Source organism: Streptomyces sp. NPDC054813, assembly GCF_053611365.1.
On record NZ_JBSHAF010000007.1, the window covers coordinates 46,608 to 71,070 of the forward strand.

Annotated in this window: 21 protein-coding genes and 1 pseudogene; 9 read left to right on the forward strand and 13 right to left on the reverse strand. The window is 72.8% G+C overall.

What is annotated here, in order from left to right; translation table 11 throughout:
- The first annotated feature begins 11 nt into the window (after positions 1-11).
- Together ACWGJB_RS15715 and ACWGJB_RS15720 are read left to right on the forward strand one after the other, a co-directional pair.
- Positions 12-662 carry an alpha-ketoglutarate-dependent dioxygenase AlkB family protein gene (locus ACWGJB_RS15715; RefSeq protein WP_453380719.1) on the forward strand — a complete coding sequence of 217 codons (651 nt, stop codon included), beginning with the start codon at positions 12-14 and terminating at the stop codon, positions 660-662.
- 128 nt (positions 663-790) lie between these two features.
- Positions 791-2,026: an ROK family protein gene (locus ACWGJB_RS15720; RefSeq protein WP_453380720.1), complete on the forward strand. Its 1,236-nt coding sequence runs from the start codon at positions 791-793 to the stop codon at positions 2,024-2,026.
- Positions 2,027-2,030: 4 nt separating this feature from the next.
- Here the strand turns inward: ACWGJB_RS15720 and ilvY are convergent, their stop codons facing one another.
- The gene (gene ilvY, locus ACWGJB_RS15725) at positions 2,031-2,885 is read right to left on the reverse strand and encodes an HTH-type transcriptional activator IlvY (RefSeq protein WP_453380721.1); all 855 of its coding nucleotides are present in this window, start codon (positions 2,883-2,885) and stop codon (positions 2,031-2,033) included.
- A gap of 89 nt (positions 2,886-2,974) precedes the next feature.
- Between ilvY and ACWGJB_RS15730 the strand changes: the two genes are divergently transcribed.
- Positions 2,975-4,447, forward strand: a complete 1,473-nt coding sequence (locus ACWGJB_RS15730; RefSeq protein ID WP_453380722.1) for a ketol-acid reductoisomerase — start codon at positions 2,975-2,977, stop codon at positions 4,445-4,447.
- Here the strand turns inward: ACWGJB_RS15730 and ACWGJB_RS15735 are convergent.
- From ACWGJB_RS15735 to ACWGJB_RS15745, 3 genes are all read right to left on the reverse strand, one after another.
- On the reverse strand, positions 4,444-5,352 hold the full coding sequence (locus ACWGJB_RS15735; protein WP_453380723.1) for a phosphotriesterase family protein: 909 nt from the start codon (positions 5,350-5,352) through the stop codon (positions 4,444-4,446). The two genes, ACWGJB_RS15730 and ACWGJB_RS15735, sit on opposite strands and share 4 nt — an antisense overlap.
- Positions 5,349-5,933, reverse strand: coding sequence for a DUF4865 family protein (locus tag ACWGJB_RS15740; RefSeq protein ID WP_453380724.1), 585 nt, complete (start codon positions 5,931-5,933; stop codon positions 5,349-5,351). The genes ACWGJB_RS15735 and ACWGJB_RS15740 overlap by 4 nt, the downstream gene beginning before the upstream one ends.
- A 65-nt stretch (positions 5,934-5,998) precedes the next feature.
- Positions 5,999-6,568 (reverse strand): TetR/AcrR family transcriptional regulator, encoded by a 570-nt coding sequence (locus ACWGJB_RS15745; RefSeq protein ID WP_453380725.1) that lies wholly within the window; start codon positions 6,566-6,568, stop codon positions 5,999-6,001.
- A gap of 166 nt (positions 6,569-6,734) precedes the next feature.
- Between ACWGJB_RS15745 and ACWGJB_RS15750 the strand changes: the two genes are divergently transcribed.
- From ACWGJB_RS15750 to ACWGJB_RS15760, 3 genes are read left to right on the forward strand one after another with little or no spacing between them, the layout of a single operon-like run.
- Positions 6,735-7,025, forward strand: a complete 291-nt coding sequence (locus ACWGJB_RS15750; protein WP_362576199.1) for an SHOCT domain-containing protein — start codon at positions 6,735-6,737, stop codon at positions 7,023-7,025.
- A complete protein-coding gene (locus tag ACWGJB_RS15755) occupies positions 7,022-7,771 on the forward strand; it encodes an ABC transporter ATP-binding protein (protein ID WP_453380726.1) in 750 nt (249 codons plus the stop codon). Before ACWGJB_RS15750 ends, ACWGJB_RS15755 begins: the two co-directional genes overlap by 4 nt.
- Positions 7,768-10,329 carry an ABC transporter permease gene (locus tag ACWGJB_RS15760; protein ID WP_453380727.1) on the forward strand — a complete coding sequence of 854 codons (2,562 nt, stop codon included), beginning with the start codon at positions 7,768-7,770 and terminating at the stop codon, positions 10,327-10,329. Before ACWGJB_RS15755 ends, ACWGJB_RS15760 begins: the two co-directional genes overlap by 4 nt.
- A 150-nt stretch (positions 10,330-10,479) precedes the next feature.
- On the opposite strand, the pseudogene ACWGJB_RS15765 reads toward ACWGJB_RS15760, so the two are convergent.
- A pseudogene (locus ACWGJB_RS15765) lies at positions 10,480-11,013 on the reverse strand (ATP-binding protein); the annotation flags it as partial.
- Positions 11,014-11,196: 183 nt separating this feature from the next.
- Positions 11,197-11,520 carry a hypothetical protein gene (locus ACWGJB_RS15770; protein ID WP_352222870.1) on the reverse strand — a complete coding sequence of 108 codons (324 nt, stop codon included), beginning with the start codon at positions 11,518-11,520 and terminating at the stop codon, positions 11,197-11,199.
- A gap of 360 nt (positions 11,521-11,880) precedes the next feature.
- Here ACWGJB_RS15770 and ACWGJB_RS15775 point away from each other — a divergent pair, with 360 nt between their 5' ends.
- Positions 11,881-13,005: a PLP-dependent cysteine synthase family protein gene (locus tag ACWGJB_RS15775; protein WP_453380728.1), complete on the forward strand. Its 1,125-nt coding sequence runs from the start codon at positions 11,881-11,883 to the stop codon at positions 13,003-13,005.
- Between the two features lie 118 nt (positions 13,006-13,123).
- Here ACWGJB_RS15775 and ACWGJB_RS15780 read toward each other — a convergent pair whose 3' ends face one another.
- The gene (locus ACWGJB_RS15780; protein ID WP_453380729.1) at positions 13,124-13,582 is read right to left on the reverse strand and encodes an SRPBCC family protein; all 459 of its coding nucleotides are present in this window, start codon (positions 13,580-13,582) and stop codon (positions 13,124-13,126) included.
- A gap of 67 nt (positions 13,583-13,649) precedes the next feature.
- On the reverse strand, positions 13,650-14,465 hold the full coding sequence (locus ACWGJB_RS15785; RefSeq protein ID WP_453380730.1) for a DeoR/GlpR family DNA-binding transcription regulator: 816 nt from the start codon (positions 14,463-14,465) through the stop codon (positions 13,650-13,652).
- Between the two features lie 293 nt (positions 14,466-14,758).
- Here ACWGJB_RS15785 and ACWGJB_RS15790 point away from each other — a divergent pair, with 293 nt between their 5' ends.
- Positions 14,759-17,134 carry a hypothetical protein gene (locus ACWGJB_RS15790; RefSeq protein WP_453380731.1) on the forward strand — a complete coding sequence of 792 codons (2,376 nt, stop codon included), beginning with the start codon at positions 14,759-14,761 and terminating at the stop codon, positions 17,132-17,134.
- On the opposite strand, the gene ACWGJB_RS15795 is transcribed toward ACWGJB_RS15790, so the two are convergent.
- The 4 genes from ACWGJB_RS15795 to ACWGJB_RS15810 form a co-directional block, all read right to left on the reverse strand.
- Positions 17,135-19,573, reverse strand: coding sequence for a right-handed parallel beta-helix repeat-containing protein (locus tag ACWGJB_RS15795; protein ID WP_453380732.1), 2,439 nt, complete (start codon positions 19,571-19,573; stop codon positions 17,135-17,137). It lies immediately after the preceding gene.
- Positions 19,574-19,748: 175 nt separating this feature from the next.
- Positions 19,749-20,354 carry an Rv1733c family protein gene (locus ACWGJB_RS15800; RefSeq protein ID WP_453380733.1) on the reverse strand — a complete coding sequence of 202 codons (606 nt, stop codon included), beginning with the start codon at positions 20,352-20,354 and terminating at the stop codon, positions 19,749-19,751.
- A gap of 528 nt (positions 20,355-20,882) precedes the next feature.
- Entirely contained in the window at positions 20,883-21,137 is a 255-nt protein-coding gene (locus tag ACWGJB_RS15805; RefSeq protein WP_453380734.1) for an MOSC N-terminal beta barrel domain-containing protein, read from the reverse strand.
- A gap of 42 nt (positions 21,138-21,179) precedes the next feature.
- Positions 21,180-21,635 carry a DUF6643 family protein gene (locus ACWGJB_RS15810; RefSeq protein WP_453380735.1) on the reverse strand — a complete coding sequence of 152 codons (456 nt, stop codon included), beginning with the start codon at positions 21,633-21,635 and terminating at the stop codon, positions 21,180-21,182.
- A gap of 276 nt (positions 21,636-21,911) precedes the next feature.
- Here ACWGJB_RS15810 and ACWGJB_RS15815 point away from each other — a divergent pair, with 276 nt between their 5' ends.
- A complete protein-coding gene (locus tag ACWGJB_RS15815; protein WP_453381003.1) occupies positions 21,912-23,246 on the forward strand; it encodes a TerD family protein in 1,335 nt (444 codons plus the stop codon).
- Positions 23,247-23,261: 15 nt separating this feature from the next.
- On the opposite strand, the gene ACWGJB_RS15820 is transcribed toward ACWGJB_RS15815, so the two are convergent.
- Positions 23,262-24,455, reverse strand: coding sequence for a glycosyltransferase (locus tag ACWGJB_RS15820; RefSeq protein WP_453380736.1), 1,194 nt, complete (start codon positions 24,453-24,455; stop codon positions 23,262-23,264).
- Between the last annotated feature and the right edge of the window lie 8 nt (positions 24,456-24,463).

The following is a 24,463-nucleotide window of genomic DNA, read 5'->3' on the forward strand; positions in this document are numbered from 1 at the left end:
AGGATGGGGGCATGGAGGACGAACTGTTCCCGAGGGTGTGCGCCCAGGTCGCGCCGGGCGCCGTACACGTCCCCGACTGGCTGAGCGCGCCGGTCCAGCGCGAGCTGCTGGCCGTCTGCCGGGAGTGGGCCCGGCCGCCCGCCGGACTGCGCACGGTCCGCACGCCGCAGGGCGGCACCATGACCGCCCGCCAGGTCTGCCTGGGCTGGCACTGGTACCCGTACGCCTACGCCCGCAGCGTCGTCGACGGCGACCACAGCCCCGTGAAGCCGTTCCCGGCCTGGCTCGACGAACTGGGCCGCCGCGCGGTGACCGACGCGCTGGGCCCGCAGGCGGTGGGCGGATTGTCGTACGACATCGCGCTGATCAATTTCTACGATGCCGACGCGAGGATGGGCATGCACCGGGACGCCGACGAGCGGTCGGACGCACCGGTGGTGTCACTGAGCCTGGGGGACACCTGCGTGTTCCGCTTCGGGAACACCGGGACCAGGACGAAGCCGTACACGGACGTGGAACTCCGCTCGGGCGACCTGTTCGTGTTCGGGGGCGAGTCACGGCTCGCCTATCACGGAGTGCCGAAGGTGTACCCGGGCACGGGACCGGCGGAGCTGGGCCTGACCGGCCGTCTGAACGTCACGCTGAGGGTCAGTGGACTGTGACGTGCGCCGGCTGAAGCGCCCCCGAAGGGGCGCGGGGCTGAATCGACATGCGGCTCCGCCGCGTGGGCGCGACCAGCCACAACGCACCGGCACCGTCCAAGACTAAGGATCATGGCAGACTCCCTCTCATGAGCGGCAAGGCGGCCCCCGGCCCGACGGGGAACGGAACCTCGAAACCCCGGTTGGACCGAGGACGCGGCGCACTCGGCCCCGCACTGGAACTCGTGCACACCGGCCGCGCCCCCACCCGCGCCGTACTCACGGCCGAACTCGGCGTCACCCGGGCCACGGCAGGGGCCGTCGCCGCCGAATTGGAGGCGCTCGGCCTGATCAGGGTCGACGCGCACCCGGGCGCCGCGGCCGGCTCGCAGGGCCGCCCCTCGCACCGCCTGGAGGTCGCCGAGCACGGCCCCGTCGCGCTCGCCGCGCAGGTCCACGCCGACGGTTTCCGTGCCGCGCTGGTCGCCCTGGGCGGCCGGATCGTCGCCACCGCCCCCGGCTGCGAGGCCGTCGACGCCGACCCGGCGAAGGTGCTCGGCTCGGTCGTGGAAGCGGGCGCCGACCTGCTCCGCAGCACCGGCCTGCGCTGCGTCGGCGCCGGTCTCGCCGTGCCGTCCGCCGTCGCCGAACCGGAGGGCCTCGCCCTCAACCCCCTCCACCTGGCCTGGCCGGTGGGCGCGCCGGTGCGCCGGATCTTCGCGGAGTGCGTGCGCGCGGCCGGGATCACCGGCCCGGCCTTCGCGGGCAACGACGTGAACCTCGCCGCGCTCGCCGAGCACCGGCACGGCGCGGGCCGGGGCGCCCGCGATCTGCTGTGCGTGGCCACCGGGCACCGGGGCGTCGGCGGCGCACTGGTCCTCGACGGCCGTCTGCACACGGGGAGTTCGGGACTGGCCCTGGAGGTCGGCCACCTCACCGTAAACCCCGAGGGCCGGCCCTGCCACTGCGGCAGCCGGGGTTGTCTGGACGTCGAGGCGGATCCGCTGGCGCTCCTCATCGAGGCGGGCCGCGAGCCCGGCCCCGAGGTGTCGCTGCTCCGGCAGGCCGAGGACCTGGTCCGCGACCACTACACCGACCCGACCGTGCGCAGGGCCGCCGAGGCCCTGATCGACCGCCTGGGCCTGGGCCTGGCCGGCCTGGTCAACATCCTGAACCCGGACCGCATCATCCTCGGCGGGCTGCACCGCACCCTGCTGGACACCGACCCCGATCGGCTGCGTGCCGTCGTCGCCGACCGCAGTCTGTGGGGCCAGAGCGGTGGCGTACCGATCCTGCCGTGCACGCTGAGCCACAACAGCCTGGTCGGAGCCGCCGAGTTGGCGTGGCAGCCGGTCCTGGACGATCCGCTGGGGGCCTTGCGGTGACGGCCTACCACTGAGCCGTGAGGCTCCACAGCGCCGCCACCAGGGGCTGCCGCAGATCGGACCGCCGTACGCACAACCCGATCGGGAACCGCTCCGGCGCCGGAGCGGCCGGGACCACCGTCAGCCGGTCCCGCACCGCGCTGTGGTCCAGCACCAGCCGCGGCACCACACCCGTGCCGCAGCCCAGGGCGACCAGGGCCAACAGGGCTTCGTGGCCCTCCGGTTCGCAGGCGATGTGCGCGGGCCCGCCCCGCGCGCGGAACCAGCGGTCGGCCGCCTCGCGCACCAGGCCGCGGTGCGGCAGGACGAACGGGCCGTCGAGGCCCTGATCCGGGCGGTCGCGCGCGGTGACCAGAACCAGGTCGGTGACCGTGACCGTCCGGCTGACCAGCGCTTCCGGCAGCCGCGCCGGGATCCCGGCGACGGCCACGTCGGCCTCGCCCTCGTCGAGCCGGGCCAGCGCGGCCGCCGCGTCCCCGGTACGCAGATCGAGCCGCACTTGAGGATGTGCGGCCCGGAACGGCGCCAACAGGTCGGGCAGCAGGGCCTGGCAGGCAGTCACGGTAGCGAACACCGTCAGCCTGCCGATGAGTTCGGCCGGATCGGGGTGCTCGTCGCGGTAGGCCTGCCACAACTCCATTGCCTGTACGGCGTATTCGCGGAAGCGGTGGCCCTCGGCGGTCAGGGACACCCCGCGCGGGCCCCGGTCGAACAACCGGTGGCCCAGGTCGGCCTCCAGCCGCTGCACGGTCCTGGTGAGTGTCGCCGGGCTGACATGGCAGTCCAGGCTGGTCCGCCCGAAGTTCAGCGACTGCGTCAGATGGAGGAAGAGCCGCAGCTCACGCTGATCGTCCCGCACGCCTGTGACCAGGTCCTTTCATGATCCGCAACGGTACGCTGCGAAAGTTGCGCTTGCCGCAATGCTCGCCGGGACCCTACAACTCGACCATGACCCTGACGAACACTTACACCTCCCGTGTCTTCGCACTCGAAACCATGGACGTGCCCGGTGGCACGGAGACCATCCTGCGCGGCGGCCGGCACCTCTTCCCGTTGCTGCCCCAGGCGTTCGCCGGGGTCGGCAGGATCGGCGTCCTCGGCTGGGGCCCCCAGGGCCGCGCCCAGGCGCGCAATCTGCGTGACTCCCTCGCCGGTACGGACATCACGGTCGCGGTGGGGCTGCGCCCCGGCTCCGCCTCGGCCGCCGACGCCCGCGCGCACGGTTTCACCGAGGAGAACGGCACCCTCGGCGACTGGCTGGCCGTCGCCGCCGAGAGCGACCTGCTCCTGCTGCTGATCGCCGACGCGGCGCTCGCCGCCCACCACGAGGAGATCTTCGCCGTGCTCAAGCCCGGCGCGGTGATCGGGCTCTCGCACGGCTTCCTGCTCGGCCATCTGCGCGAGACCGGCGGCGACTTCCCCGCCGGGCACGGCGTGATCGCCGTCTGCCCCAAGGGCATGGGCGACTCCGTGCGCCGCCTCTACGAACAGGGCGCCGAGATCAACGGCGCCGGGATCAACAGCAGTTTCGCCGTCCACGCCGACCCGGACGGCCGGGCCACCGACCTCGCCCTCGGCTGGTCGGTCGCGCTGGGAGCGCCGTACACCTTCCGTACCACGCTGGCGAGCGAGTACCGCTCCGACATCGTCGGCGAACGCGCCATTCTGCTCGGTGCCGTGCACGGCATCGTGGAGAGCCTGTACAGCCACTACCGGCTGGCCGGGGACGACGAGGTGACGGCCTACGAGCGGTCCTGCGAGAACGTGACCGGGCCGATCGCCCGGACGATCTCCCGGGCCGGGCTCCGGGCCGTCCGCGAGGACCTCGACGCCGCCGGGCGCGAGGTCTTCGACCGCGCGTACACGGCGACGTACGGGCCGGCCCGTGAACTCGTCGCCGAGATCTACGACGAGGTGGCCGACGGCACCGAGCTGCGTAGTGTCATCCTGGCCGAACGGCGGCTCGGGAAGCGGGAGATGAGCCGGATCGGCGGTTCGCCGATGTGGGCGGCGGGGGAGCGGGTCCGTGCCCGGCGGGGCGAACGGGAGCTGTCCGTGGAGCCGTTCACCGCCGGTGTGTTCGTCGCCACGATGATGGCGCAGATCGACGAGTTCGCCGAGCGCGGCCACCCCTGGTCCGAGATCGTCAACGAGTCCGTCATCGAGGCGGTCGACTCGCTGCTGCCCTACATGCACGCCCGGGACGTGGCGTACATGGTCGACAACTGCTCCCGCACGGCCCGCCTCGGCACCCGCCGCTGGGGCCCCCGCTTCCAGGCGTCCTTCGAGCAGATCGCCTACCCGAACGCCGAACTCCCCGCTGACCAGACCCTGTTGGCCACCTTCGACACCCACCCGGCCCACGAGGCCCTGTCCGCCGCCGCGAAACTCCGGCCGTCGGTCGACATCTCGGTCGGCTAGCGCCAGTCGACGGCGAAGGCCCGGGCCGGGTTGTCGATGAGGATCTGGCGTATCTGTTCCGCACCCAGCTCCTCCTCCAGCCGCGGCCGGATCCGCCGCAGCAGGTACGGCATCCCGGGCCCGCCGTCCACCGACCGCGCCCCCGCCACCACGGTGTCCCCGCCGAGCAGCAGCCGGTCCCCGAAGCCGGCGTCGGCCAGGGCCCGGACGGCCTCCGGCATCCGCCAGTCGGTGGCGTGGTTGGCGCGGGACGGCCCGTCGAAGGCCAGCCAGCAGCCGGAGGCGGCGGCCTGCCGCTGGACGAGGAGGTCGGGGGAGCGGTTGAGGTGGCCGAGGATCACCCGGTCGCCGGGGACGTCCAACTCCCCACACAGCAGGTCCAGTACGTCGAGCGCGCCGGTGCCCAGCTCCAGGTGCACGGCGATCGGCGCGCCCGTCGCGTGGTGGGCCTCGGCCGCCGCCGTCATCGTCCGGCGGGCGTGCGCGTCGAGGGCGTGGAAGCCGCCCGCCACCTTGATCAGACCGGCCCGTACCCCGGATGTGCCGATGCCCTCGGTCAGCTCGGCGACGAAGACGCCGGCGAGCCGCCCGCCCAGCCCGTCGAGCAACTCCGGCGGGTAATGCGCCGCTTGGTGCAGTCCCGTCGCGCAGACCAGATGCACCCCGGTGGTACGGGACAGCGGGGGCAGGTCGGCGGCCCGCCGGCCCATCCCGTACGGCGTCCACTGCACGACGCTCGCCCCGCCCGCCGCGCGGAACGCCGACAGCTCCGCCCGCGCGGCGGTCGCGTCGTCCAGCTCCTGACCCGGGAGCACGGGACTGCGGAGGAAGAGGTGGTCGTGCGCGTCGCACACGCCCAGGTCCTCGGGCCGCACGTCGCCGAGGACCGTACGGACGGCGCTCACCACTGCCGCCCGCGCGGCAGCCGGTCCCGGCCGGGCTCCGACATGTGCAGCACCTGGAACACGTCCCCGTCGGCCTTCGGGGCGTCGTGCGCCCAGAGTGAGAAGTGGACCAGCTCCCAGCGGGCCGTGTCCACGGCGGCCGCCGCCAGCACGGCGCCGTCCTCGCCCGCGACCTGCCGGGTCTCCCGCACCACGTCCGCCATCAGCCCGGACAGCTCGGCCCCGGCCGCCACCGGCTCCCGCCGCCGGACCGCGAAGGCCGCACGCGCACCGGCCGCGCCGCCCTCCTCGTAGGCCAGGCCCGACCACTGCCGCGCCTCGGGCCGCCCGAAGTCGTTCACGAGCCCTTGGAAGGCGCCTCCCCACAGGAAGCGGTTCATGCCCTCGACGGTGTTCCAGAGGTAGAAGGGCGCGTACTGGTTGACCGGCGAGCCGTGCACACCGCGCTCGCGCAACAGGTAGGTCTTGAAGCCGAGTCCGTCCCAGTCGTCGAGCAGATGCCCGACACGGGCCACCCGGTCACGGACGATGCCCATGTCGTAATCGGCGGGCAGGGTCAGTTCGTACTGCAGGGCGTGCATGGCGGAAGCCTCTCTTCAGCGCTCGGGCCGTGGGGTGGTCGGCGGCGGACACGTCCGCACGTACGTCAGCTCCTCAGCAGCGACAGCAGTCCGCGCACGCCGGCGTCGAACGCGGCGGCCGAGCCGGAGGCACGGGCGAGGACGTATCCCCCCTGCACGGTCGCGAGGACCGTCGCGGCGATCTCCTCGCCGTCCACCTGCGGCGCGAACTGCCCCTGCTCCTTGCCCTCTTCGACGATCCCGGCGACCAGCTCCTGGATCCGGTCGAGCGTCTCGTCCACGGGTGCCCGCAGTTCGTCGCTCGCGATGATGTCCGGGTCCATGGTCAGCCGCCCGACCGGGCAGCCGCGCAGCACATCGCGCTCGCGCCGCAGATAGGCCTCGATCCGCTCGTACGGCGTGCCCGGCCCGGTGAGTACGCCCTCCGCGGTGGCCAGCAACTCCTCGGCGGTCCGCCGGATCGCGGCCAGGGCCAAGTCCGGCTTGCCCTTGAAGTGGTGGTACATGCTGCCCTGGCCGGCCCCGGCGCGCTCCAGGATGGCCTTGGGGCTGGTGCCGACGTAGCCGCGCTCCCAGAGCAACTCACGGGTGGACTCGATCAGACGCTCCGACGTGCTCATACAGATACTGTACATACTAGTAGTTACAGAATGCCAGTCCTGGCGGGAGCAGCCCGGCCCCCGCCGTGTACTCCCCGGGAGGTACGGCGACTGCCGCCGGCCGCACGACGACCCGGCCCCCTCCCCGGAGCCAGTCTCGATGCAACACACCGAGACCTTCCGGCAAGGGAGTTGAACCGAGATGGAGACCCTCGCGAACTGGGACGGCGGGCCCGGCCCGTGGATCCTGTTCTTCCCGCTGATCTGGGCGGCCGTCGTGATCGGCGTCGTCACCGTCCTGCGCCGCACCGCGTGGCGCGGGCGCGGCGGCCCCTGGCGTCCGGCGGACGCGGGACGCCCGGCCGGCGACTCGCCGCTCGCCGTCCTCGGCCGCCGCTTCGCCTCCGGCGAGATCGACGAGGACGAGTACTGGCGGCGGCTGTCCGTCCTGGAGGAGCAGTTCGGCCGCATCGGCAAGGGCGGCGCGGCATGACCACGACCACCAAGGTGCGGGCCGCGGCCCGGGTCGTGGGCGCCGTGAAGACGTACGGCGCCGGCGACACCGCCGTACGCGCTCTGGACGGCGTGGACGTGGCGTTCCCGGAAGGACGCTTCACCGCCATCATGGGCCCGTCGGGGTCCGGCAAGTCCACCCTGATGCACTGCGCGGCCGGCCTCGACACCCTCACCTCGGGCACCGCCTGGATCGGCGACACCGAGCTGGGCTCGCTCGACGACCGGCGGCTGACCCTGCTGCGCCGCGACCGGATCGGCTTCGTCTTCCAGGCGTTCAACCTGGTGCCCACGCTGACCGTCGCGGAGAACATCACCCTGCCGCTGGACCTGGCGGGCGGGCGCGGCGACCCGGAGTGGATCGACGCGCTCGTCGAGGTCGTAGGGCTGCGCGACCGGCTGCACCACCGCCCTTCCGAACTCTCCGGCGGCCAGCAGCAACGCGTCGCCGTGGCACGGGCGTTCGCCGGCCGCCCGGAGGTCGTCTTCGCCGACGAGCCCACCGGCAACCTCGACTCCCGCTCCGGCGCCGAGGTCCTCGGCCTGCTCGGCGACGCAGTACGGCGGACGGGCCGCACGGTCGTCATGGTCACCCATGACCCGGTGGCCGCCGCCCACGCCGACGAGGTCGTCTTCCTCGCCGACGGGCGCCTGGTCGACCGCATGGCGTCCCCGACCGCCGACACGGTCCTGGACCGGATGAAGGCCTTCGAGGTGCGGTCATGAACGCGTCCGTGCGGCTGAGTCTGTCCTCCTTGCGCGCCCACCGGCGCCGGTTCGCCGGCACCTTCCTCGCCGTGTTCCTGGGGGTCGCCTTCCTGGCCGGCACCCTGGTCATGGGCGACACACTGCGCGCGAGCTTCGACTCGATGTTCGGTGAGGCCACCCGCGGCACGGACGCCGTGGTGCGTGGCGCCGACGCCATCACCACACCGGGCGAGGCCCAGGGCGTACGACAGCCGGTGCCCACCTCCCTGGTGCGGACCGTCGAGCAGGTGCCCGGCGTCGCGGCCGCCGCGCCGAACATCCAGGGCACGGGCCAACTGATCGGCGCCAACGGCAAGCCCGTCGGCGGCAAGGGCCCGCCCACGCTCGCCGGCAACTGGATCACCGACCCGAAACTCAACTCCTACCGGATCGCCGAGGGTCGCGCCCCCGCCCGGTCCGGGGAGGTCGTGGTCAACCGAGGTGCCGCGAAGAAGGGCGGCCTGAAGATCGGCGACACGACCGTGCTGCGCACCCCCGACCCGGTCGAGGTGACGGTCGTCGGCCTCGCGACCTTCGGCGGCGAGGACGGCATGGCCCAGGTGACCTTCACCGGCATGACACGGGCCGACGCCGAGAAGTACCTCACCGCCAAGCCCGGCGAGGCGTCGGGCATCCTGGTGCGGGCCGGACCCGGGGTCGGCCAGCAGGAGCTGGTCGACCGGCTGACTCCCGTCCTGCCCAGAGGAGTCGAGGCGATCACCGGCCAGGAGTCGGCGCAGGAGAACACCGACATGATCTCCAGTCAGTTCCTGACCGTCTTCACGACCTTCCTGCTCGTCTTCTCCGGGATCGCCCTGCTGGTCGCGACCTTCTCCATCCACAACACCTTCGCCATCGTCGTCGCCCAACGCACCCGGGAGAACGCCCTGTTGCGCGCCCTCGGCGCCTCCCGCCGCCAGGTGACCGCGGCGACCCTGACCGAGGCGAGCGCCGTGGCCGTCGTGGCGTCCGCCGCCGGGCTCGCGGGCGGCATCGGGATCGCCGCCGGGCTGCAGGCGCTCTTCCCGGCGATCGGATTCCCTTTCCCCGACGGCGACTTGGTGATCAAGGCGCTCTCGATGGCCTTCCCGCTCGCGGTCGGTGTCGTCGTCTGCCTGGGCTCCGCGCTGCTGCCCGCCGTACGCGCCGGACGCACCGCCCCGCTGGCAGCCCTGCGCGAGACCGCCGTCGACTCCTCGGGCACGTCCGGCCTCCGTGCGGTCGTCGGAGCCGGCCTGGGCGCCCTGGCCGTCGCCCTCGCCCTCACCGGCGTCCTGGTCTCTCCGTCCCTCTGGCTCGCGGGACTCGGCGCGCTGCTGGCCCTGGTCTCCTTCGTGATCCTCGGCCCGGTCGCCGCCACCACGGCCGTACGGCTGCTCGGCGGCCCCCTCGGCCGGCTGCGCGGAGTGACCGGCGCCCTGGCCCGCCGCAACGCGCTGCGCAGCCCCAAGCGGACCGCCGCCACCGCGAGCGCGCTGATGATCGGTGTGGCCGTCGTCTCGCTGTTCACCGTGTTCGGCGCGTCTCTGAAGGCGACCATGGACCAGACCGTCTCCCGGTCCTTCGCCGGCGACCTCGCCGTCAGCAACCCGTCCTTCGGCGCGGGCGGCAGCGGACTCAGCCCCCGTCTGGCCCCGGTGCTCCAGCGGCTCCCGGAGGTGGACACCGCCGTCGGACTCGGCCGCGGGGTCGCCGAAGTGGACGGCAGGGGACGGGCACTGACGGTCACCGACCCCGCCGCCCTCGCCCGCACCTTCGACCTCGGCACCGTCCAGGGCTCACTCACCCGGCTGGGCGCCGACGGCATCGCCGTCACCCGGACGGAGGCCGACCGGCAGCACCTGCACACCGGTGACACCGCCCGGCTCACCTTCACCGACGGCAAGGAGCAGGACTTCACCGTCCGCGCGGTCTACGGGCAGTCCGAACTCGCCGGTGACTACGTCATCACCCGTGCCGCCTGGGCCCCGCACCGCATCCAGGACTCCGACACCCTGGTGGCCGTCACCCTCAGGCCCGGGGTGAGCGCGGCCACGGGCAGGGCGGCGGTGACGAAGGCGGCCGCACGGTACGGCAACCCGCAGGTGCAGTCCCGGGACGAGTACGCGCAGTCCTCGGCCGGTGGCATCGACATGATGCTCACCCTGGTCTACGCGTTGCTCGCACTCGCCGTCCTCATCGCCCTGCTCGGCATCGCCAACACCCTGACCCTCGCGATCCACGAACGCACCCGGGAACTGGGCCTGTTGCGGGCCGTCGGCCAGACCCGCCGCCAACTGCGGGCCATGGTCCGCTGGGAGTCGGTCCTGGTCGCCGCCTTCGGCACGGCCGGCGGACTCGGCCTCGGCGCCTTCCTCGGTTGGGTCCTGGTGAGGGCCTCGGACGGCACTAGCGACACGGCGTTCGCCTTCGCCGTCCCGCCCGTCCGACTGCTCGTCGTGGCGCTGGTGGGCCTGGCGGCGGGCGCCCTGGCGGGTCTGCGCCCGGCCCGGCGGGCGGCCCGCCTGGACGTGCTGCGGGCCATCGCCGTGGAGTAGCGCCCGGGAGGGAAACTCACCGCCCGCTCAACTGGCGACAGCCGAGCGGGCGGGAGCGTGTGCGGTGTCCGGGGCACCGGCGGTCGCGGGTACGACGGCGGAGGCACCGTCGGCCACGTGTGCGGCAGCGGAGGCACTGGCGCCGACCCGTGCGGTGGCGGAGGCGCCGACGGGCGCGTGCCCGGCGGGCGCCCCGGTGGCCGCCGCCCCCGCCGCTACGACATGCCGGGGGGGTGCCGGTTCGGCCGTGCGCGGTTGCGGGCGGGCCGTCATCGGCGTGACGGCCGGCGCGGGCAGGGTGAACCACACGACCTTGCCGTCGTCGTGCGGCCGCACTCCCCAGCTCTCGCTGACCGCGGCCACCATCGCAAGGCCGCGTCCGCAGGTGGCCATCGATGCGACGTCCGCCCCGTCCTCGACCACCGGGAGCCGCGGATCGTGGTCACGGACCGACACCGTGAGCCGGTCGAGCTGGAGCTCGATCTCCACGGTGCAGTTCTTGTCGGGCTGGGCGTGCTGGTGGACGTTGGTCAGCAACTCCGTCACACCGAGCGCGGCCCGGTCTATCAACGGGTCCAGGCGCCAGTAGCGCAACTGTGCAGATACGATTCTGCGGACCTGGCCGATCCGCGAGGGCAGGGCTTGGAGCTCCACCGAGCAGTGTCTGATTGGGTGTTCGATCACGACTGCGACTCCCCGACGTGAGGTCCGGAAGAACACGGAGAACGGATCCAGCAGGGTGCCGCCGTCCAGGGGGCCGCCTGCTGTCGTGGCCGGCGGGCTGGTTCGCAGCGTTATCGCCGGTAAACCCAGAGTGACGTGAGACAAGCGTGACCCAGTGCGTACGGTCCCGCAACTCGCCGTGGTTCAGTGGTCACGCCCGGCAGCCCGCCGTACCGCCTCGATGAAGCGGCGCGCCGCGGGCGGCCCGGGCTCGCCCGGCGCCGGATCGTGGTCGCCCAGGGTGAGTGAGTAGCGCTGGCCGTTGAGGTCGGCCAGGGCCCGGTCCTCCGACGCGAACCATGGCTTCGAGGCCCGTACCGCCTGTACGGGCGCGCTGTCGATCTCGCTGCCGTAGCTGGTCAGCAGCTGCAGCCTGCCGTCGCTTATCCGGACCTGTCCGGCCCGGGTGAGCGAACGCAGCCGCTTGTCGATCCGCACGCCCTTCGCCGTGAACTCCGGCTCCGCCATCCTGCCCCGCCCCTTTTCGAGTACCTCGGTCACCGGCCCGCAAGCTTGTGGCCCCCGGCCGGCGCGCTCCGGCTCGTGTTGTGATCCAGTGTGCGCCCCCGTTCGGGACGTTCGTCCCGTCCGGTGGCAGTCTGCCCGCCCTCGACGAGGAGCACCAGTGCGCACGGGACGCCGGGCGGCGGGCGCCCGGAGCACTCGCGGCAATGCGCCCCCCGAAGGATTCGAGCCACTGTTCCCCAGGGGGCCTTTGAGGCGCTCAAAGATGCGTTTATGCAGGTGAGAAGCTATGAGAAAGATGTCTATGATCGGTGCGTCGGCCACACTCGGACGCCGTTCGGCGCCCAGCGCAAGGAGCCCGCCGTGAGCACCACCCCGCAGATCCGAACCGGCGCCACCCTCGATGTCGACCACAGCGACGCCGAGTACCGCGACTGGCTCAAAGAAGCCGTCCGCAAAGTCCAGGCGGACGCGAACCGCTCGGCGGACACCCATCTGCTGCGTTTCCCGCTGCCCGAGGCGTGGGGCATCGACCTCTATCTCAAGGACGAGTCGACCCATCCCACAGGAAGCCTCAAGCACCGGCTGGCCCGCTCGCTCTTCCTCTACGGTCTGTGCAATGGCTGGATCCGGCCGGGCCGTCCCGTGATCGAGGCGTCCAGCGGCTCGACGGCGGTCTCCGAGGCGTACTTCGCCAAGCTGATCGGCGTTCCCTTCATCGCCGTCATGCCGCGCACCACCAGCTCCGAGAAGTGCCGGCTCATCGAGTTCCACGGCGGGCAGTGCCACTTCGTGGACGACTCCCGGAAGATGTACGAGGAATCCGCGCGCCTCGCGGTGGAGACCGGCGGCCACTACATGGACCAGTTCACCTACGCCGAACGGGCCACGGACTGGCGCGGCAACAACAACATCGCCGAATCCATCTTCCGCCAGCTGGAGTTGGAGCGGTTCCCGGAGCCGGCGTGGATCGTCGCCACGGCAGGGACCGGCGGTACGTCCGCGACCCTCGCGCGCTACGTCCACTACACCCTGCGCGATACCCGGATCTGTGTCGCCGACCCCGAGAACTCCTGCTTCTTCGAGGGCTGGACCACCGGCGATCCGGACGTCACCTGCGACTGCGGGTCGCGGATCGAGGGCATCGGACGGCCGCGGATGGAACCGAGCTTCGTGCCCGGGGCCGTCGACCGGATGATGAAGGTGCCGGACGCGGCGAGCGTGGCGGCGGTGCGGGCGCTGGAGCGGGCGATCGGGCGGAAGGCGGGCGGTTCCACCGGGACCGGCCTGTGGAGCGCGCTGAAGATCGTGTCCGAGATGGTGGCGGCGGGGCGCACCGGGAGCGTGGTGACGCTGCTGTGCGATCCGGGGGACCGGTATCTCGACAAGTACTACTCGGATTCCTGGCTGGAGGAGCAGGGGCTCGACATCGCTCCCTATGCGGCCGCGATCGAGAGCCTGCTGGCGAGCGGGGTGTGGCCGGAATGACGGGGGTGCCGCGGGCCGCCTGAAGCTTCGGGGCGTACAGGGCTGGTCGCGCCCGCACGGCGAAGCCGCTGTCCGACACGGCCCCGCGTCCCCGAAGTGCCGCTCCGGATCGCGGCGTTCACAGCCTTCTGTCCAAGGCGCGTATCCCTTCGCGGATCGCCCGGCCCATGCCCGGCGCCGCCAGCCGACACATCGCCCGGAACAGCGGCGTACCGTCCAGTGCGAACGTCATCCGCACCCGCGTCCCGGTGCCGGACGGCACAAGACGCCACTCCTCCAGCCATCCGCGGGCACCCGGTACGTTCGCCAGGTCCACCCGGTAGGCGTACACCTCGGGCGCCTGTGCCGCGAGCACCGTCTCCTCGAAGCGCACGCCGCCTCGGAGCCGCACCTGGCGGCCGTGCTCCGTCGGACGGACCGACTTCACCCCTGTGAGCCACTGCGACCAGCCGGGCACGTCCTCCGCCAGGGCCCGGAAGACCGTCCGAGGCGCTGCCGTCATCTCCCGTCCGAACACGAGCCGTACGGGTGCGGTCTCGACGAAGTCGAGTCCCACCGGGCGCAGTTGGTGAGCCACCGGGCCGACCTCCTCGTGAGACGCTGTCCCGAAAAGGTAGCTGACGGCCCGTCAGCTGTCTGTACCCTCAGTCGGTTTCGCCCGCCACCACCAGCCGGCGCAGGTGCTCGGAGATCTCCGCACGCGCCCCGGCCGGCAGCCCGGCGTCCGTGATCAGCGTGTCGACCTGCTCCAGCTTGGCGAACGAACTCAGGCCGACCGTGCCCCACTTGGTGTGGTCGGCGACCACCACGACCCGCCGGGCCGACTGCACCAGGCGGCGGTTGGTCTCCGCCTCCGCGAGGTTCGGCGTGGACAGGCCGGCCTCGACCGATATGCCGTGCACACCCAGGAACAGCAGGTCGAAGTGGAGCGCTCCGATCGCCTGGTCGGCCACCGGGCCGACCAGCGAGTCGGACGGGGTGCGCACCCCGCCGGTCAGGACGACGGTCGCCGCGCCCTGCCGCTGCCCGGAGACCCGCTGCGCCGCGTGGAAGACGTCCGCGACCCGCACCGAGTTGGTCACCACGGTCAGGTCGGGTACCTCAAGGAGCTGATGGGCCAGTGCGTACGTCGTCGTACCGCCGGACAGGGCGATCGCGGTACCCGGCACGACCAGCTCCGCGGCGGCCCGGGCGATGTCCTCCTTGGCGGTCAGCTCCAGCCCCGACTTGGCCTCGAACCCCGGTTCGTGCGTGCTCGCCTCGACCACCGGCACCGCACCGCCGTGCACCTTCTCCAGCACGCCCTGCCGGGCCAGCGCGTCCAGGTCCCGGCGTACGGTCATGTCCGACACACCGAGCTTGCGGGTCAGCTCGTTGACCCGAACGCCACCCCGGCGCCGGACCTCGTCCAGGATCAGGGCGCGGCGCTGCTCCGCGAGGAGGTTCTGGTTCTCGCTCACGTACGCTCCGGTCCTCTCGCCTCAAGCCGTCCGACACGCCCTGCGTACCGGCTCCGACCAGGACATTCCGCCCGGCTCCGGTGCGTGGGCGCCCCATCCTTTCACGGGACCACTCCGGTTGCGCCACTCCCTGTGTCGGTGCGCACATGTCATTCGGTCACCACGTGTTCCCTCAGGTGTCACACACAACGGGGAGATTCCGTGGCGAGTGGTGTGTGTCACATCGGAATCGGAGATCCTGAAGCCCGCACGGACACAGACCATCGGCGCGTCACGGGGGAAGTGGGCGAAGAGTGGAACGCGCACGGGAACGTACCGCCGACGCCCCCGCGGAGCGGCCGGCGGCCGGGCAGGGCGGTTCTGTCCAGCGGCACATCGGCGGGAGGCGCGAATCCGTCGAGCGGTCCGCCGTGCCGGAGATCGACCTGGAACTGCTGGTGCATGGCGTCGGCGGCAGCACGCCCGAGAAGATGCTCGGTGACCCGCGCACGGTGCGGATCACCGGCGACGACACGGCGGCCGTCTTCCGGCGCGCGGTGGACGTCGACGCCGAGTCCCGGCCCGGCGACTACGGCGACCGCCCGGTGCCCGAGGCGTACGTCTGGTGCAACCTCACCTCCGGCAACGCCTCCCGCGCCCTATGGCTGCTGCTCCTGCCGTTCATGGTCGTCAACCTCGCCCACTGGATGCGCCCCGCCGCCCAGGACCGGCCGCGCACCGTCCGCGTCTACGGCCTGCTGGTCCGGCTCGCCGGGCTCACCCTGACGGTGCTGCTGGTCGCCGCCGCCTGCGAGGTCGCCCTGGACCTGGCCGCCTGGCAGTGCGCGGGCGTCACCGCCTGTGCCCGCCGGCACTCCTGGCTCGTTTTCTTCTCACCCACCGGCTCCGCCGGCGGCTGGTGGAGCGCCCCCGGACGCCGGCTCGCCCTGGCCGCCCTGGTACCCACCGCGCTGACCGGCCTGCTCTGGTACCTCTCGCACCGCACCTGGAGCGCCTACGAGTCCACCCGGCCCCTGGCCCACGACGCCGAACCCGGGCACACCTCCCTCGGCAGCCCCGGCTTCTGGTACGGGCGCCGGCTGGTGGCCCGGCTGCGCGCCGCCCACACCACGGCGGGCCTGCTCACCGTCGCCGCCGCGGTCCTCGCACCGGCGGCCGCCTTCGACCGCCGGGCCGGCGGACCCGCCGTACTCGACGCGACCGGGTGGCTGCTGTCCGGTGCACTGGCCGCCCTGGCGGTCGCCGCGGTGTGGGTGGTCTGCCGCCGGGGCCGCAGCGAGAACCTCCTCGACCAGGAGCTCGACCGGCGGCTGGTACGACGCCTGCCGCTCGGCACGCTCGCCCTGCTGGTCCTCGTCGCGCTGTACGCCGGCTGGTCCCGGCCGGGATGGCGCTCCGTGGGGCGGCTCGCCGGGGATCCGGCCTTCGGCGGCCTGGTGTTGGCCCAGGGCGTGCTGGTGATCGTCCTCGGGGCCGTCGCCCACTACCTGCACCGCCGGCTCCCCGATCCACGTGCCACGATGCGCGGTCTCGGCGGCCCCGCGGTCGCGCTGCTCGCCTGCGCGCTGGGCGGGGTGATCTCGGGCGGGGTCGCCCAGCGGGTCTCCGACTGGCTGGACGGCACCGGAACCTCCATCGCCGGGCCGCCGGTACTGCTGACCTGGCAGGCCTCCGCGATCCCGCCCGTCCTCGTGGTGCTGCTCGCCGCGGTCGCCTGCCTCTCCTGGCGCACCTCGCGGCTCGGCCACGCCGAACGCGCCGCCGTCGGCCTCGACCACGCCGGCGAGCTGGAGGACACAGCACGCACCCGCCGTATCGCCGGGGTCCGTGCCATGGCGGCCCTCACCGACCGGACGCCGCTCGTCGTCACCGTGCTGTGCGCCGCGACGCTGGTGCTGGGCGCCGGGGCGCTGGTGGGCGCGCTCGCCACCGGGAAGACACCGGACGCGGCCGCCGACCGGACCTACGCCCTGGTGCACGGCGCGGCCCAGGCATCCCAGGCGCTCGGCTCCTGGCTGGTCGGGCTCGGCTTCATACTCTTCGTCACCTGGGGCCGGCGCGCCTACAAGGACGCCGCCGCCCGGCGCACCATCGGCATCCTCTGGGACGTCGGCACCTTCTGGCCGCGCGCCGCCCATCCCTTCGCCCCGCCCTGCTACGCCGAGCGCGCGGTCCCCGACCTGACCTGGCGCATGGACACCTGGACCCGCCGCACCGGCGGCCGGCTGGTCATCTCGGGCCACTCCCAGGGCAGCGTCCTCGCGGCCGCGGCGGCCTGGCAGCTGACCCCGTCGGTGCGCAAACGGGTCGCCCTGCTGACCTACGGCTCCCCGCTGGAGCGCCTCTACGGCCGTTGGTTCCCCGCCCACTTCGGCCCGGCCGAACTCGGCTCCCTGCACCGCGAGGTCGCCTGCTGGCGCAACCTCTACCGCCTCACCGACCCCATCGGCGGCCCGGTGCGGATCGCCGACGGCGACGGCCCGGCCGTCGACCACACGCCCCTGAAGGACCCCCTCGCCTACGGACGCACCCCGGGACACCCGCTCCCGGCCCCGATCCTGGGCCACTCCGACTACCAGGCGGACCCGGTCTTCGCCGAGGAACGGGAACGGCTGCTGGCCCGGCTGCGCCCGGAACTGCCCGGGCAGCGGCCGCAACCGGCGGGCTGATCAGGTGAGTTCCGGAAGGTCCTCCGCGTACAGCAGGGTGAGGTCGTCGGTGCTCGGGTCGGCGAGCTGGGCGACCCGGCTCGCGTGCCGTTCGACCATCGCCTCGAACGTCTGCCGGGCGGTACGGCCGTTGCCGAACGCGGGGCCCTTGGGGAGCACCGTGAAGTACGTCCGCAGCGCCTCGAAGGCGCCCGGCGCCAGCCGGTACTCGTGCTCGTCGGCCTGCTGTTCCACGATCCGCAGGAGTTCGTCCGGGCCGTAGTCGCTGAAGGTGATGGTCCGGGAGAACCGGGACGCCACGCCGGGGTTGATCGAGAGGAAGCGCTCCATCTCCTCCGTGTAGCCCGCGACGATCACCACCACGGCGTCCCGGTGGTCCTCCATCAGCTTCACCAGCGTGTCGATGGCCTCCTTGCCGAAGTCCCGCCCCGCGTCCTCCGGCGACAGCGCGTACGCCTCGTCGATGAACAGCACACCGCCGTGCGCCCGTTGGAACGCCTCCTGGGTGCGGATCGCCGTGGAACCGATGTGCTCACCGACCAGGTCGACCCGGGACACCTCGACCAGATGGCCTTTCTCCAGCACTCCGAGGGAGGCGAGGATCTCGCCGTAGAGCCGGGCGACCGTCGTCTTTCCGGTGCCGGGGGAGCCCGTGAACACCAGGTGCCGCTTGACCGAGGCGGCCTTCAGACCGGCCTGCTGACGGCGCCGGCCGACCTCGATCATGTCGGTCAGCGCACGGACCTCGCGCTTGACGCTCTCCAGGCCGACCAGTGCGTCGAGTTCACCGAGCACCGCCTTGGAGGTGCGGGCCGGCTCCTCGGGTGCGGCGGGGGCGAGGAGCGGTTCCTGTTCGGTGCTGCGCTGGCCGGGGATCGCGCCCAGCAGGCCGGCGCTCTGGTGTGCGGTCTGCACGGCCGGCTCGTGCGCCGCGGGAGGGCGCAGGCTGCCGCTCTCGTCGCTGGTGCAGTCCTCCACCACCGGGCCGGTGCCGGAGCCCGCGTCCGGGCCGCCGTCGGCGAACTCGTAACCGCCGCGTGCGCACCGCTCCGTACGGCACTTGCGCAGCGTCGTACGGCAGCCGTCGATCACATGGAAGCCGTAGCCGCCGCTGCCGGTGACCCGGCAGTTCTGGAAGGTGCCGCGGCCGCCCGCCGACACATAGAAGCCCGCCTCGGCGGGGGAGTCCACCGTGCAGCGCTCGATGGCCGGGTCGGCGCCCTTGGTGACGATCACTCCGGTCTGGGTGCCGTCCACCGTGCAGTTGTTGAGGGTGCCACCGCTGCCGTGGTCGCGGAACCAGGCTCCGGTGGCCGCGTCCCGGATCCGGCAGTCGTCCAGCTGCGCGGTCGCCCCGTCGCTCACCGACACCGCTGTGTTGCGCACCTGGGAGAGGTCGCTGTCGACGACGTCCGCGCGGGAGCCGCGGTCCAGCACGAACAGCGCGTCCGGTACGTCGTGCACCCGGCAGGAGTCCAGGACCACGGTGGCGCCGTCGCTGACCCACACCGCGGGATAGTCGCCCGTGCTGTCGAAGATCTCGCACTGGTTGGCGTCCACGCGGGTGCCCGGATCCCACACCGACAGCCCGTTGCGCCCGAACTGGCGCACGGTGGTCCGCGTCAGGGTGAGCACCGAGCGCGAACGCAGGTCGACCGCGTTCTCCGGGATGTCGTGGATCCGGCAGTCGGCGAGGGTGAGTACCGCGTCGGTGTCGAGGGTCACGCCGTCGGCGGTGGTGCGGTGCACATCGCAGTCGGTGAGGTGCGCCGTGGCCCGTGCGGTGACCTGCACGCCGGAGCCGCGCACCTCGTAGATCTCACAACCCACTGCCTCCAGCGCGGAGTTCTCACCGGTCGCCGTCACTCCCGTGCCCGAGGCGTGGTGGATCCGGCAGCGCTCCAGCCGTGGGTGGCCGCCGCCGCGCACCGCCACGCCCGCCTGACCGGCCGCCACGACCTCGCACTCCTCGAACACGCCACCGCCGCCGTCGAGTACGGCGATGCCGATGCCGGCCGGGTTGTCCACCGTGCAGCGCCGCACGGTCGGCCGCGCGCCGCCGCGCACCTCGATGCCGGCGGCGGAGCGTGTGACGATCCGCATGTCCAGCAGCTCGGGGGTGCCCTCCTCGACGAGCAGCGCGGGCGCGGCTGCGTCCTGGCCCTCGACGTGCAGGTCCTGTACGACTGCCGAGGCCCGTACGGTCAGCGGCACCCCGTCCGCGGGCGCGATGCGCACCGAGCCGGGCGAGCCCTCCGGGCCGCGCAGCGTCACGGCGCGCTGGACGACGAGGTTCTCCCGGTAGGTGCCGGGCGCGACCGTCAGGACGTCGCCGTCCGCGGCGGCCTCCAGGGCGGCGGCGAGCGATGCGTACTCACCCGTGCGGCGCCGCCACCTCGATGTGCCGGTGTGCGTCACCTGGACCGTGCCCTGTGCCATGGCGTTGCTGAGCCCCCACCTCGTCGTACAGATCGCTTGCTCGCCTCGGGGCGGCCACCTCGGAGGATGTCCGGCCACTGCGGTCCGCTCGCGCGCGGGTCGTTACCGAATGCGCTTCGGCCGGTCCACCGTAGCGTGCGCCGAGGCGGTGCATTGACCAGAGAGAGAAAGGCCCTCAGCTGCCGGTGCCGGCCTTGCCCCAGTCCGGTCCCGCCCGGTCCCAGGCCTGGTCCCAACGTGCGTATCTGCGACGGACCATACGCCAGACGATCATCCGTCTGACGCTGTCGATCAGACCCGCGGTGAGCAGGGTCGCGCCGAACCCGGCCAGCACGGCGTGGGTCGTCGCGGTGGCGGAGTCCAGCGGGCGGGCCGCCAGCAGACCGTGCCGGTCCGTCCAGATACCGAAGTGGTCGCCCTTGTGCGGGGACTTGATGGTCGTCAGGGTCGCGCCGTGCTGCCGGGTGCCGTCCGGGGCGGTCCAGTCGGCGAGGACGCGGCTGCGGGTGTCGTGTGCGCTGGTGGCGTCGGGGTCGGGTTCGACCAGGGAGCCGCTCAGCTTCCGTACGACGGTGGCCGTGACCAGATGCCGGTCGTGGTGCTGCTGCCGGACGGACCGCTGGAGGGTGTCCTGGGCGGCCGCGCCGACGAGCGAGCCGAGCACGGGCGCGGCCACCACGATCAGCAGCAGCGCCACCAGGGCCACCCAGGCCTCGACCAGGTCGGTCGCACGGCGCAGCGGATTGCGCCGCCAACGCCACAGGCCGCGGATCGCTCGCACCGTCCACCACCCCCTTCCGCTCCGTGATAACCCCCGCCCGAGCCGTTCATCCGCGAGCCCGGCCGAAGAGAGAGCGAAATCACCCCCGGCAAGGGCTCTCAGGAACTTCTCACGACCCCCAACGACCGGGCCGCGGGCTTGGGTTCCCGCAGGGGCGGAGATCACTCGGGTCCGAGTCGAAGCCGGCTCGGGGGGAGATTCACGGGGAGCGGGCGGGCCCAAGCCGGCGTGGTCGCCCCGTGCGATCAGGAAGGGGGGCGTCGAGCGGGGCCTGCGCGGTGATCAGCGGCGGACGGCCGTCGGCGAGGCGCACGGCCTCGCCCGGCAGCGCGTGGTCCGGGTCGAGCGGGCGGCGGGGGCGTTTGTGCGGACGTGGCGGGTGGCGGTTCCCAGATGGTCGCCACACCAGGCATGCGAGGCCCCGGCCGCGAGGACCGCCTCCCCCTTCGTACCTCCCCGTTCGTATCTCCCCGTTCGTGCCGAAGACGGCCAACGGCACTGTGGCTGCCGGCTCCGGGACCGGAACCTTCAGCGGGGCCTGCCCGGGCGCGGACGGGCGGATGCCGCCACCGGACGGCAGCTCGGCGGCGGTCCGCGCGAGGCGCAGGGTGCGTGCAGACCCGGGTGCGCGCGCTGGGTGACGACCTTTCCCCCGTCGTCGATCAGAGCCCAGCGTCGGTCACCGGCCGGCCTCCAGGGCTCTGCGACGGCCTGCCGGGGCGAGAGGCCCCGGAGCGCCTTGACCGGGTGTACAAGCGTCGACCGCAGTTCGGCGATCCCCATGACGTCATCGTGCCGGGCGGCACCGACATCAGGGGATGCCGATCAGTAGCCGCGGTACTGCTGCTGTTGCTGGTTGTTGTACGGGTCCTGGTACGGAGCCGTCGGCGCGGGGCGCGGAGCCGCCGGGCGCATCGCCTCGTACCCGGTGCCGCCCATCATCGGACGCTGCGGCTGCGGCTGCTGCTGGCCCGGGTAGCCGCGCGGTGCCGTCGCCTGCTGGGGGATGTACGCCGTGGGCACCTGCTGCAGCGGAGCGGGCTGCTGCATCTGCGGGTAGCCGTAGCCGGGGGCCGGCTGGGAGGGGCCCGCCGGGAGGGCGGGCAGTGCCGACGGGAGCGCGGGCAGGTTCAGGCTGCTGGGCGCGTCGTAGGCGGGGGGGACCCGGATCGGGGCGATCTGCGGGGTGCCCCGCTCGGCCACGAGGGAGTCGTAGATCGGAGTGTCCGGGAAGGAGGCGGAGTAGTAGCCGCCGCCATAGGTGGAGCGGGGGGAGGTCATGGCACATAAGTTAAGCCCACGATGTGCTGGTTGGGGAGACCGATAAGAGGGTTGTTTTCCGTGTCGGCAGTGACGCCGCATCCCCAATCCGAGCGAACTCGGCAAAAAAGGACGGCAATCGACGTTCTGATCGCGTAAAGGCCGAGTTCCGCGCTGGTTACCGGCGGTTGGCCAGGGATCTTCCTGTGCCGCTCATGGGACTTCCCTGTCCTCGGGAATAGGTTGTGCGGGTAGGGATGACCTGGGACCGCCGGGCGCGCCCGGCATGCCGACGTGATGGGGGCGGACATGACAATGTCGAAAGGATCCAATACACCGGTGCCGACCACGGCACTGCGTGTCGAATTGGGCTGGCGCTCCGGTCCCGGTGCCCCCGACGCGGACGCCTCGGCGTTGCTGCTGGTCGCCGGAAAAGTGCGCTCCGACGGTGACTTCGTCTTCTACAACCAGCCCGCACACGCCTCCGGCGCGGTCCGCCACGAGGGCAAACGGCACTCCGGCGGCCAGGTCACCGACACCCTTTTCGTCGACCTCGCGCGCGTGGAGGCCCCGATCGAGAAGATCGTCCTGGCGGCCTCCGCCGACGGCGGAACGTTCGGCCAGGTCCCCGGTCTCTACATCGAGGTGCGGGACGCGGCGGACGGGAATGTGGTCGCCCGGTTCGACAGTGCCGGCGCCACGGTGGAAACCGCTTTCGTCCTCGGTGAGTTGTACCGGCGCCAGGGCGGCTGGAAATTCCGGGCCGTGGGACAGGGCTACAGCAGCGGGCTCGAAGGGCTCGCCACCGACTTCGGGATCTCGGTGGACGAACCACAGCACCCGGTGTCCCCGCCCGTGCCCCAGGCCGCCCCGGCCGTCACGCCCACGGTGACCGCGCCCCTCGCCGCCCCGGTGCCCCCGCCGCCCGGCAGCCTCCCCTTCCCGCAGCACCCGGCGCCGACCTCCGGCGGCCTGCCCGTCCCGCCGCCCCCGCCGGCCGCGCCCGTGCGCCTGTCCAAGGTGACGCTGACCAAGGCGGCGCCCTCCGTCTCCCTGGCCAAACAGGGCGGCACCTCGGGCGCGCTGCGCGTCAACCTCAACTGGCAGGTCCGCAAGCAGTCCCCGGGCGGCTGGGGCGGCCGGCACGGCGGGTCCGACCTCGATCTCGACCTGTGCGCCCTGTACGAGCTCGCCGACGGCCGCAAGGGCGTCGTCCAGGCACTGGGCAACGCCTTCGGCTCGCTCGGCAGGCCGCCGTACATCCATCTCGACGGCGACGACCGTACCGGTGCCGTGGCGAGCGGTGAGAACCTCACCGTCAACCTCGACCACAAACAGGACTTCCGGCGCATCCTGATCTTCGTGACCATCTACCAGGGCGCCAGGTCCTTCGCCGACCTGCACGCCACCGTCACCCTCCAGCCCCAGCACGGCGCCCCGATCGACTTCTCCCTGGACGAGTGCACGGTCCCCTCGACCGTGTGCGCGCTCGCCCTGCTCACCAACACCGGCGGTGACCTGGTCGTACAGCGCGAGGCGCGCTATCTGGTGCCGGATCGCGGGGTGAGCCCGCAGCGGACCGTCGACCGGGCGTACGGCTGGGGCATGAACTGGACCCCCGGCCGCAAGTGACCGTGAGGGAGCGGATCAGCCCTCGTCGGCCACGGCGCCGGGACGCGCGTACGTACGGCCCTTCCAGGCCGCCCCGCGCCCGCGGTAGTGCTGTACTGCCGAGTCGACCGTCATCAGGAGATAGAGAAACGCGGTGAACGGCAGCAGGGGGGCGAGCCGGAGCGGCTGCCGGTAGTAGCGGAGCATCGGCACGTACGTCGCCGTCATCACCAGCCAGGCCCCCGCACCGACGAGCGCCGCCGCCGCGTTGCCGGTGACCGCTCCCGTCAGCACCGCGGCCGGGGGCACCAGGTACACCAGCGCGAGACCTACCACCGTGCCGAAGAGCAGCAGCGGATTGTGCCGCAGCTGCGCGTACGCGCTGCGGGAGACCATCCGCCACAGGTCGTGCAGGCGGGGATAGGGCCGCACACTGTCCACCCGGTCCGCGAGCCCCAGCCAGATGTGCCCGCCGGAACCCTTCACCGTGCGGGCGAGCGCCACGTCGTCGATCACGGCGTCCCGGATCGCGTCCGGGATGCGCGCCTTCTCCGCCGTGTCGGCGCGCAACAGCACACAGCCGCCCGCCGCGGCCGCCGTACGCGACCCCTTCCGGCCGATCCGGCGGAACGGGTACAGCTGGGCGAAGAAGTAGACGAACGCGGGGACCACCAGCCGCTCCCACAGGCTCGCCACCCGCAGCCGGGCCATCTGCGAGACCACGTCGAAGCCCCCGGTGCGCGCCGCCGCCACCAGCAGCCGCAGGCTGTCCGGCTCGTGTGCGATGTCCGCGTCCGTCAGTAGCAGATACTCGGGGCCACGCGCGCGTGCCAGCGAGATGCCGTGCCGTACCGCCCACAGTTTGCCCGTCCAACCGGCCGGGGGCTCGCCGGGCGAGGCCACGGTCAGCGGCAGCCCGCCGTGGCGCGCGGCCAGCTCCCGGGCCAGTTCCCCGGTGCCGTCCGTGCTGCCGTCGTCCACCAGGAACACCTCCGCCCGTCCCGGGTAGTCCTGCGCCAGCAGCGACGGCAGACTCAGGGGCAGCACGGCCGCCTCGTCCCGGGCCGGCACGACCAGGCACACATCCGGCCACTCCCCGAGATCGCCCCGGGGCGGCAGCCGGACGTCGGTGCGCCAGAAGAACCCCTGGCAGAGCAGCAGCCACAGCCAGGCGGCGAGGGATACGGCGGCGGTCCACACGATGGCGCTCACCCGCGCAGTCTGCCCCATGGGACCTG

Coding starts and splice junctions, on each gene's coding strand:
- ACWGJB_RS15715 (WP_453380719.1), top strand. CDS start 12: ATGGAGGACGAACTGTTCCCGAGGGTGTGCGCCCAGGTCGCGCCGGGC.
- ACWGJB_RS15720 (WP_453380720.1), top strand. CDS start 791: ATGAGCGGCAAGGCGGCCCCCGGCCCGACGGGGAACGGAACCTCGAAA.
- ACWGJB_RS15730 (WP_453380722.1), top strand. CDS start 2,975: ATGACCCTGACGAACACTTACACCTCCCGTGTCTTCGCACTCGAAACC.
- ACWGJB_RS15740 (WP_453380724.1), bottom strand. CDS start 5,933: ATGCACGCCCTGCAGTACGAACTGACCCTGCCCGCCGATTACGACATG.
- ACWGJB_RS15745 (WP_453380725.1), bottom strand. CDS start 6,568: ATGTACAGTATCTGTATGAGCACGTCGGAGCGTCTGATCGAGTCCACC.
- ACWGJB_RS15750 (WP_362576199.1), top strand. CDS start 6,735: ATGGAGACCCTCGCGAACTGGGACGGCGGGCCCGGCCCGTGGATCCTG.
- ACWGJB_RS15755 (WP_453380726.1), top strand. CDS start 7,022: ATGACCACGACCACCAAGGTGCGGGCCGCGGCCCGGGTCGTGGGCGCC.
- ACWGJB_RS15760 (WP_453380727.1), top strand. CDS start 7,768: ATGAACGCGTCCGTGCGGCTGAGTCTGTCCTCCTTGCGCGCCCACCGG.
- ACWGJB_RS15770 (WP_352222870.1), bottom strand. CDS start 11,520: ATGGCGGAGCCGGAGTTCACGGCGAAGGGCGTGCGGATCGACAAGCGG.
- ACWGJB_RS15795 (WP_453380732.1), bottom strand. CDS start 19,573: ATGGCACAGGGCACGGTCCAGGTGACGCACACCGGCACATCGAGGTGG.
- ACWGJB_RS15805 (WP_453380734.1), bottom strand. CDS start 21,137: ATGGGGATCGCCGAACTGCGGTCGACGCTTGTACACCCGGTCAAGGCG.
- ACWGJB_RS15810 (WP_453380735.1), bottom strand. CDS start 21,635: ATGACCTCCCCCCGCTCCACCTATGGCGGCGGCTACTACTCCGCCTCC.
- ACWGJB_RS15815 (WP_453381003.1), top strand. CDS start 21,912: ATGGGGGCGGACATGACAATGTCGAAAGGATCCAATACACCGGTGCCG.
- ACWGJB_RS15820 (WP_453380736.1), bottom strand. CDS start 24,455: ATGGGGCAGACTGCGCGGGTGAGCGCCATCGTGTGGACCGCCGCCGTA.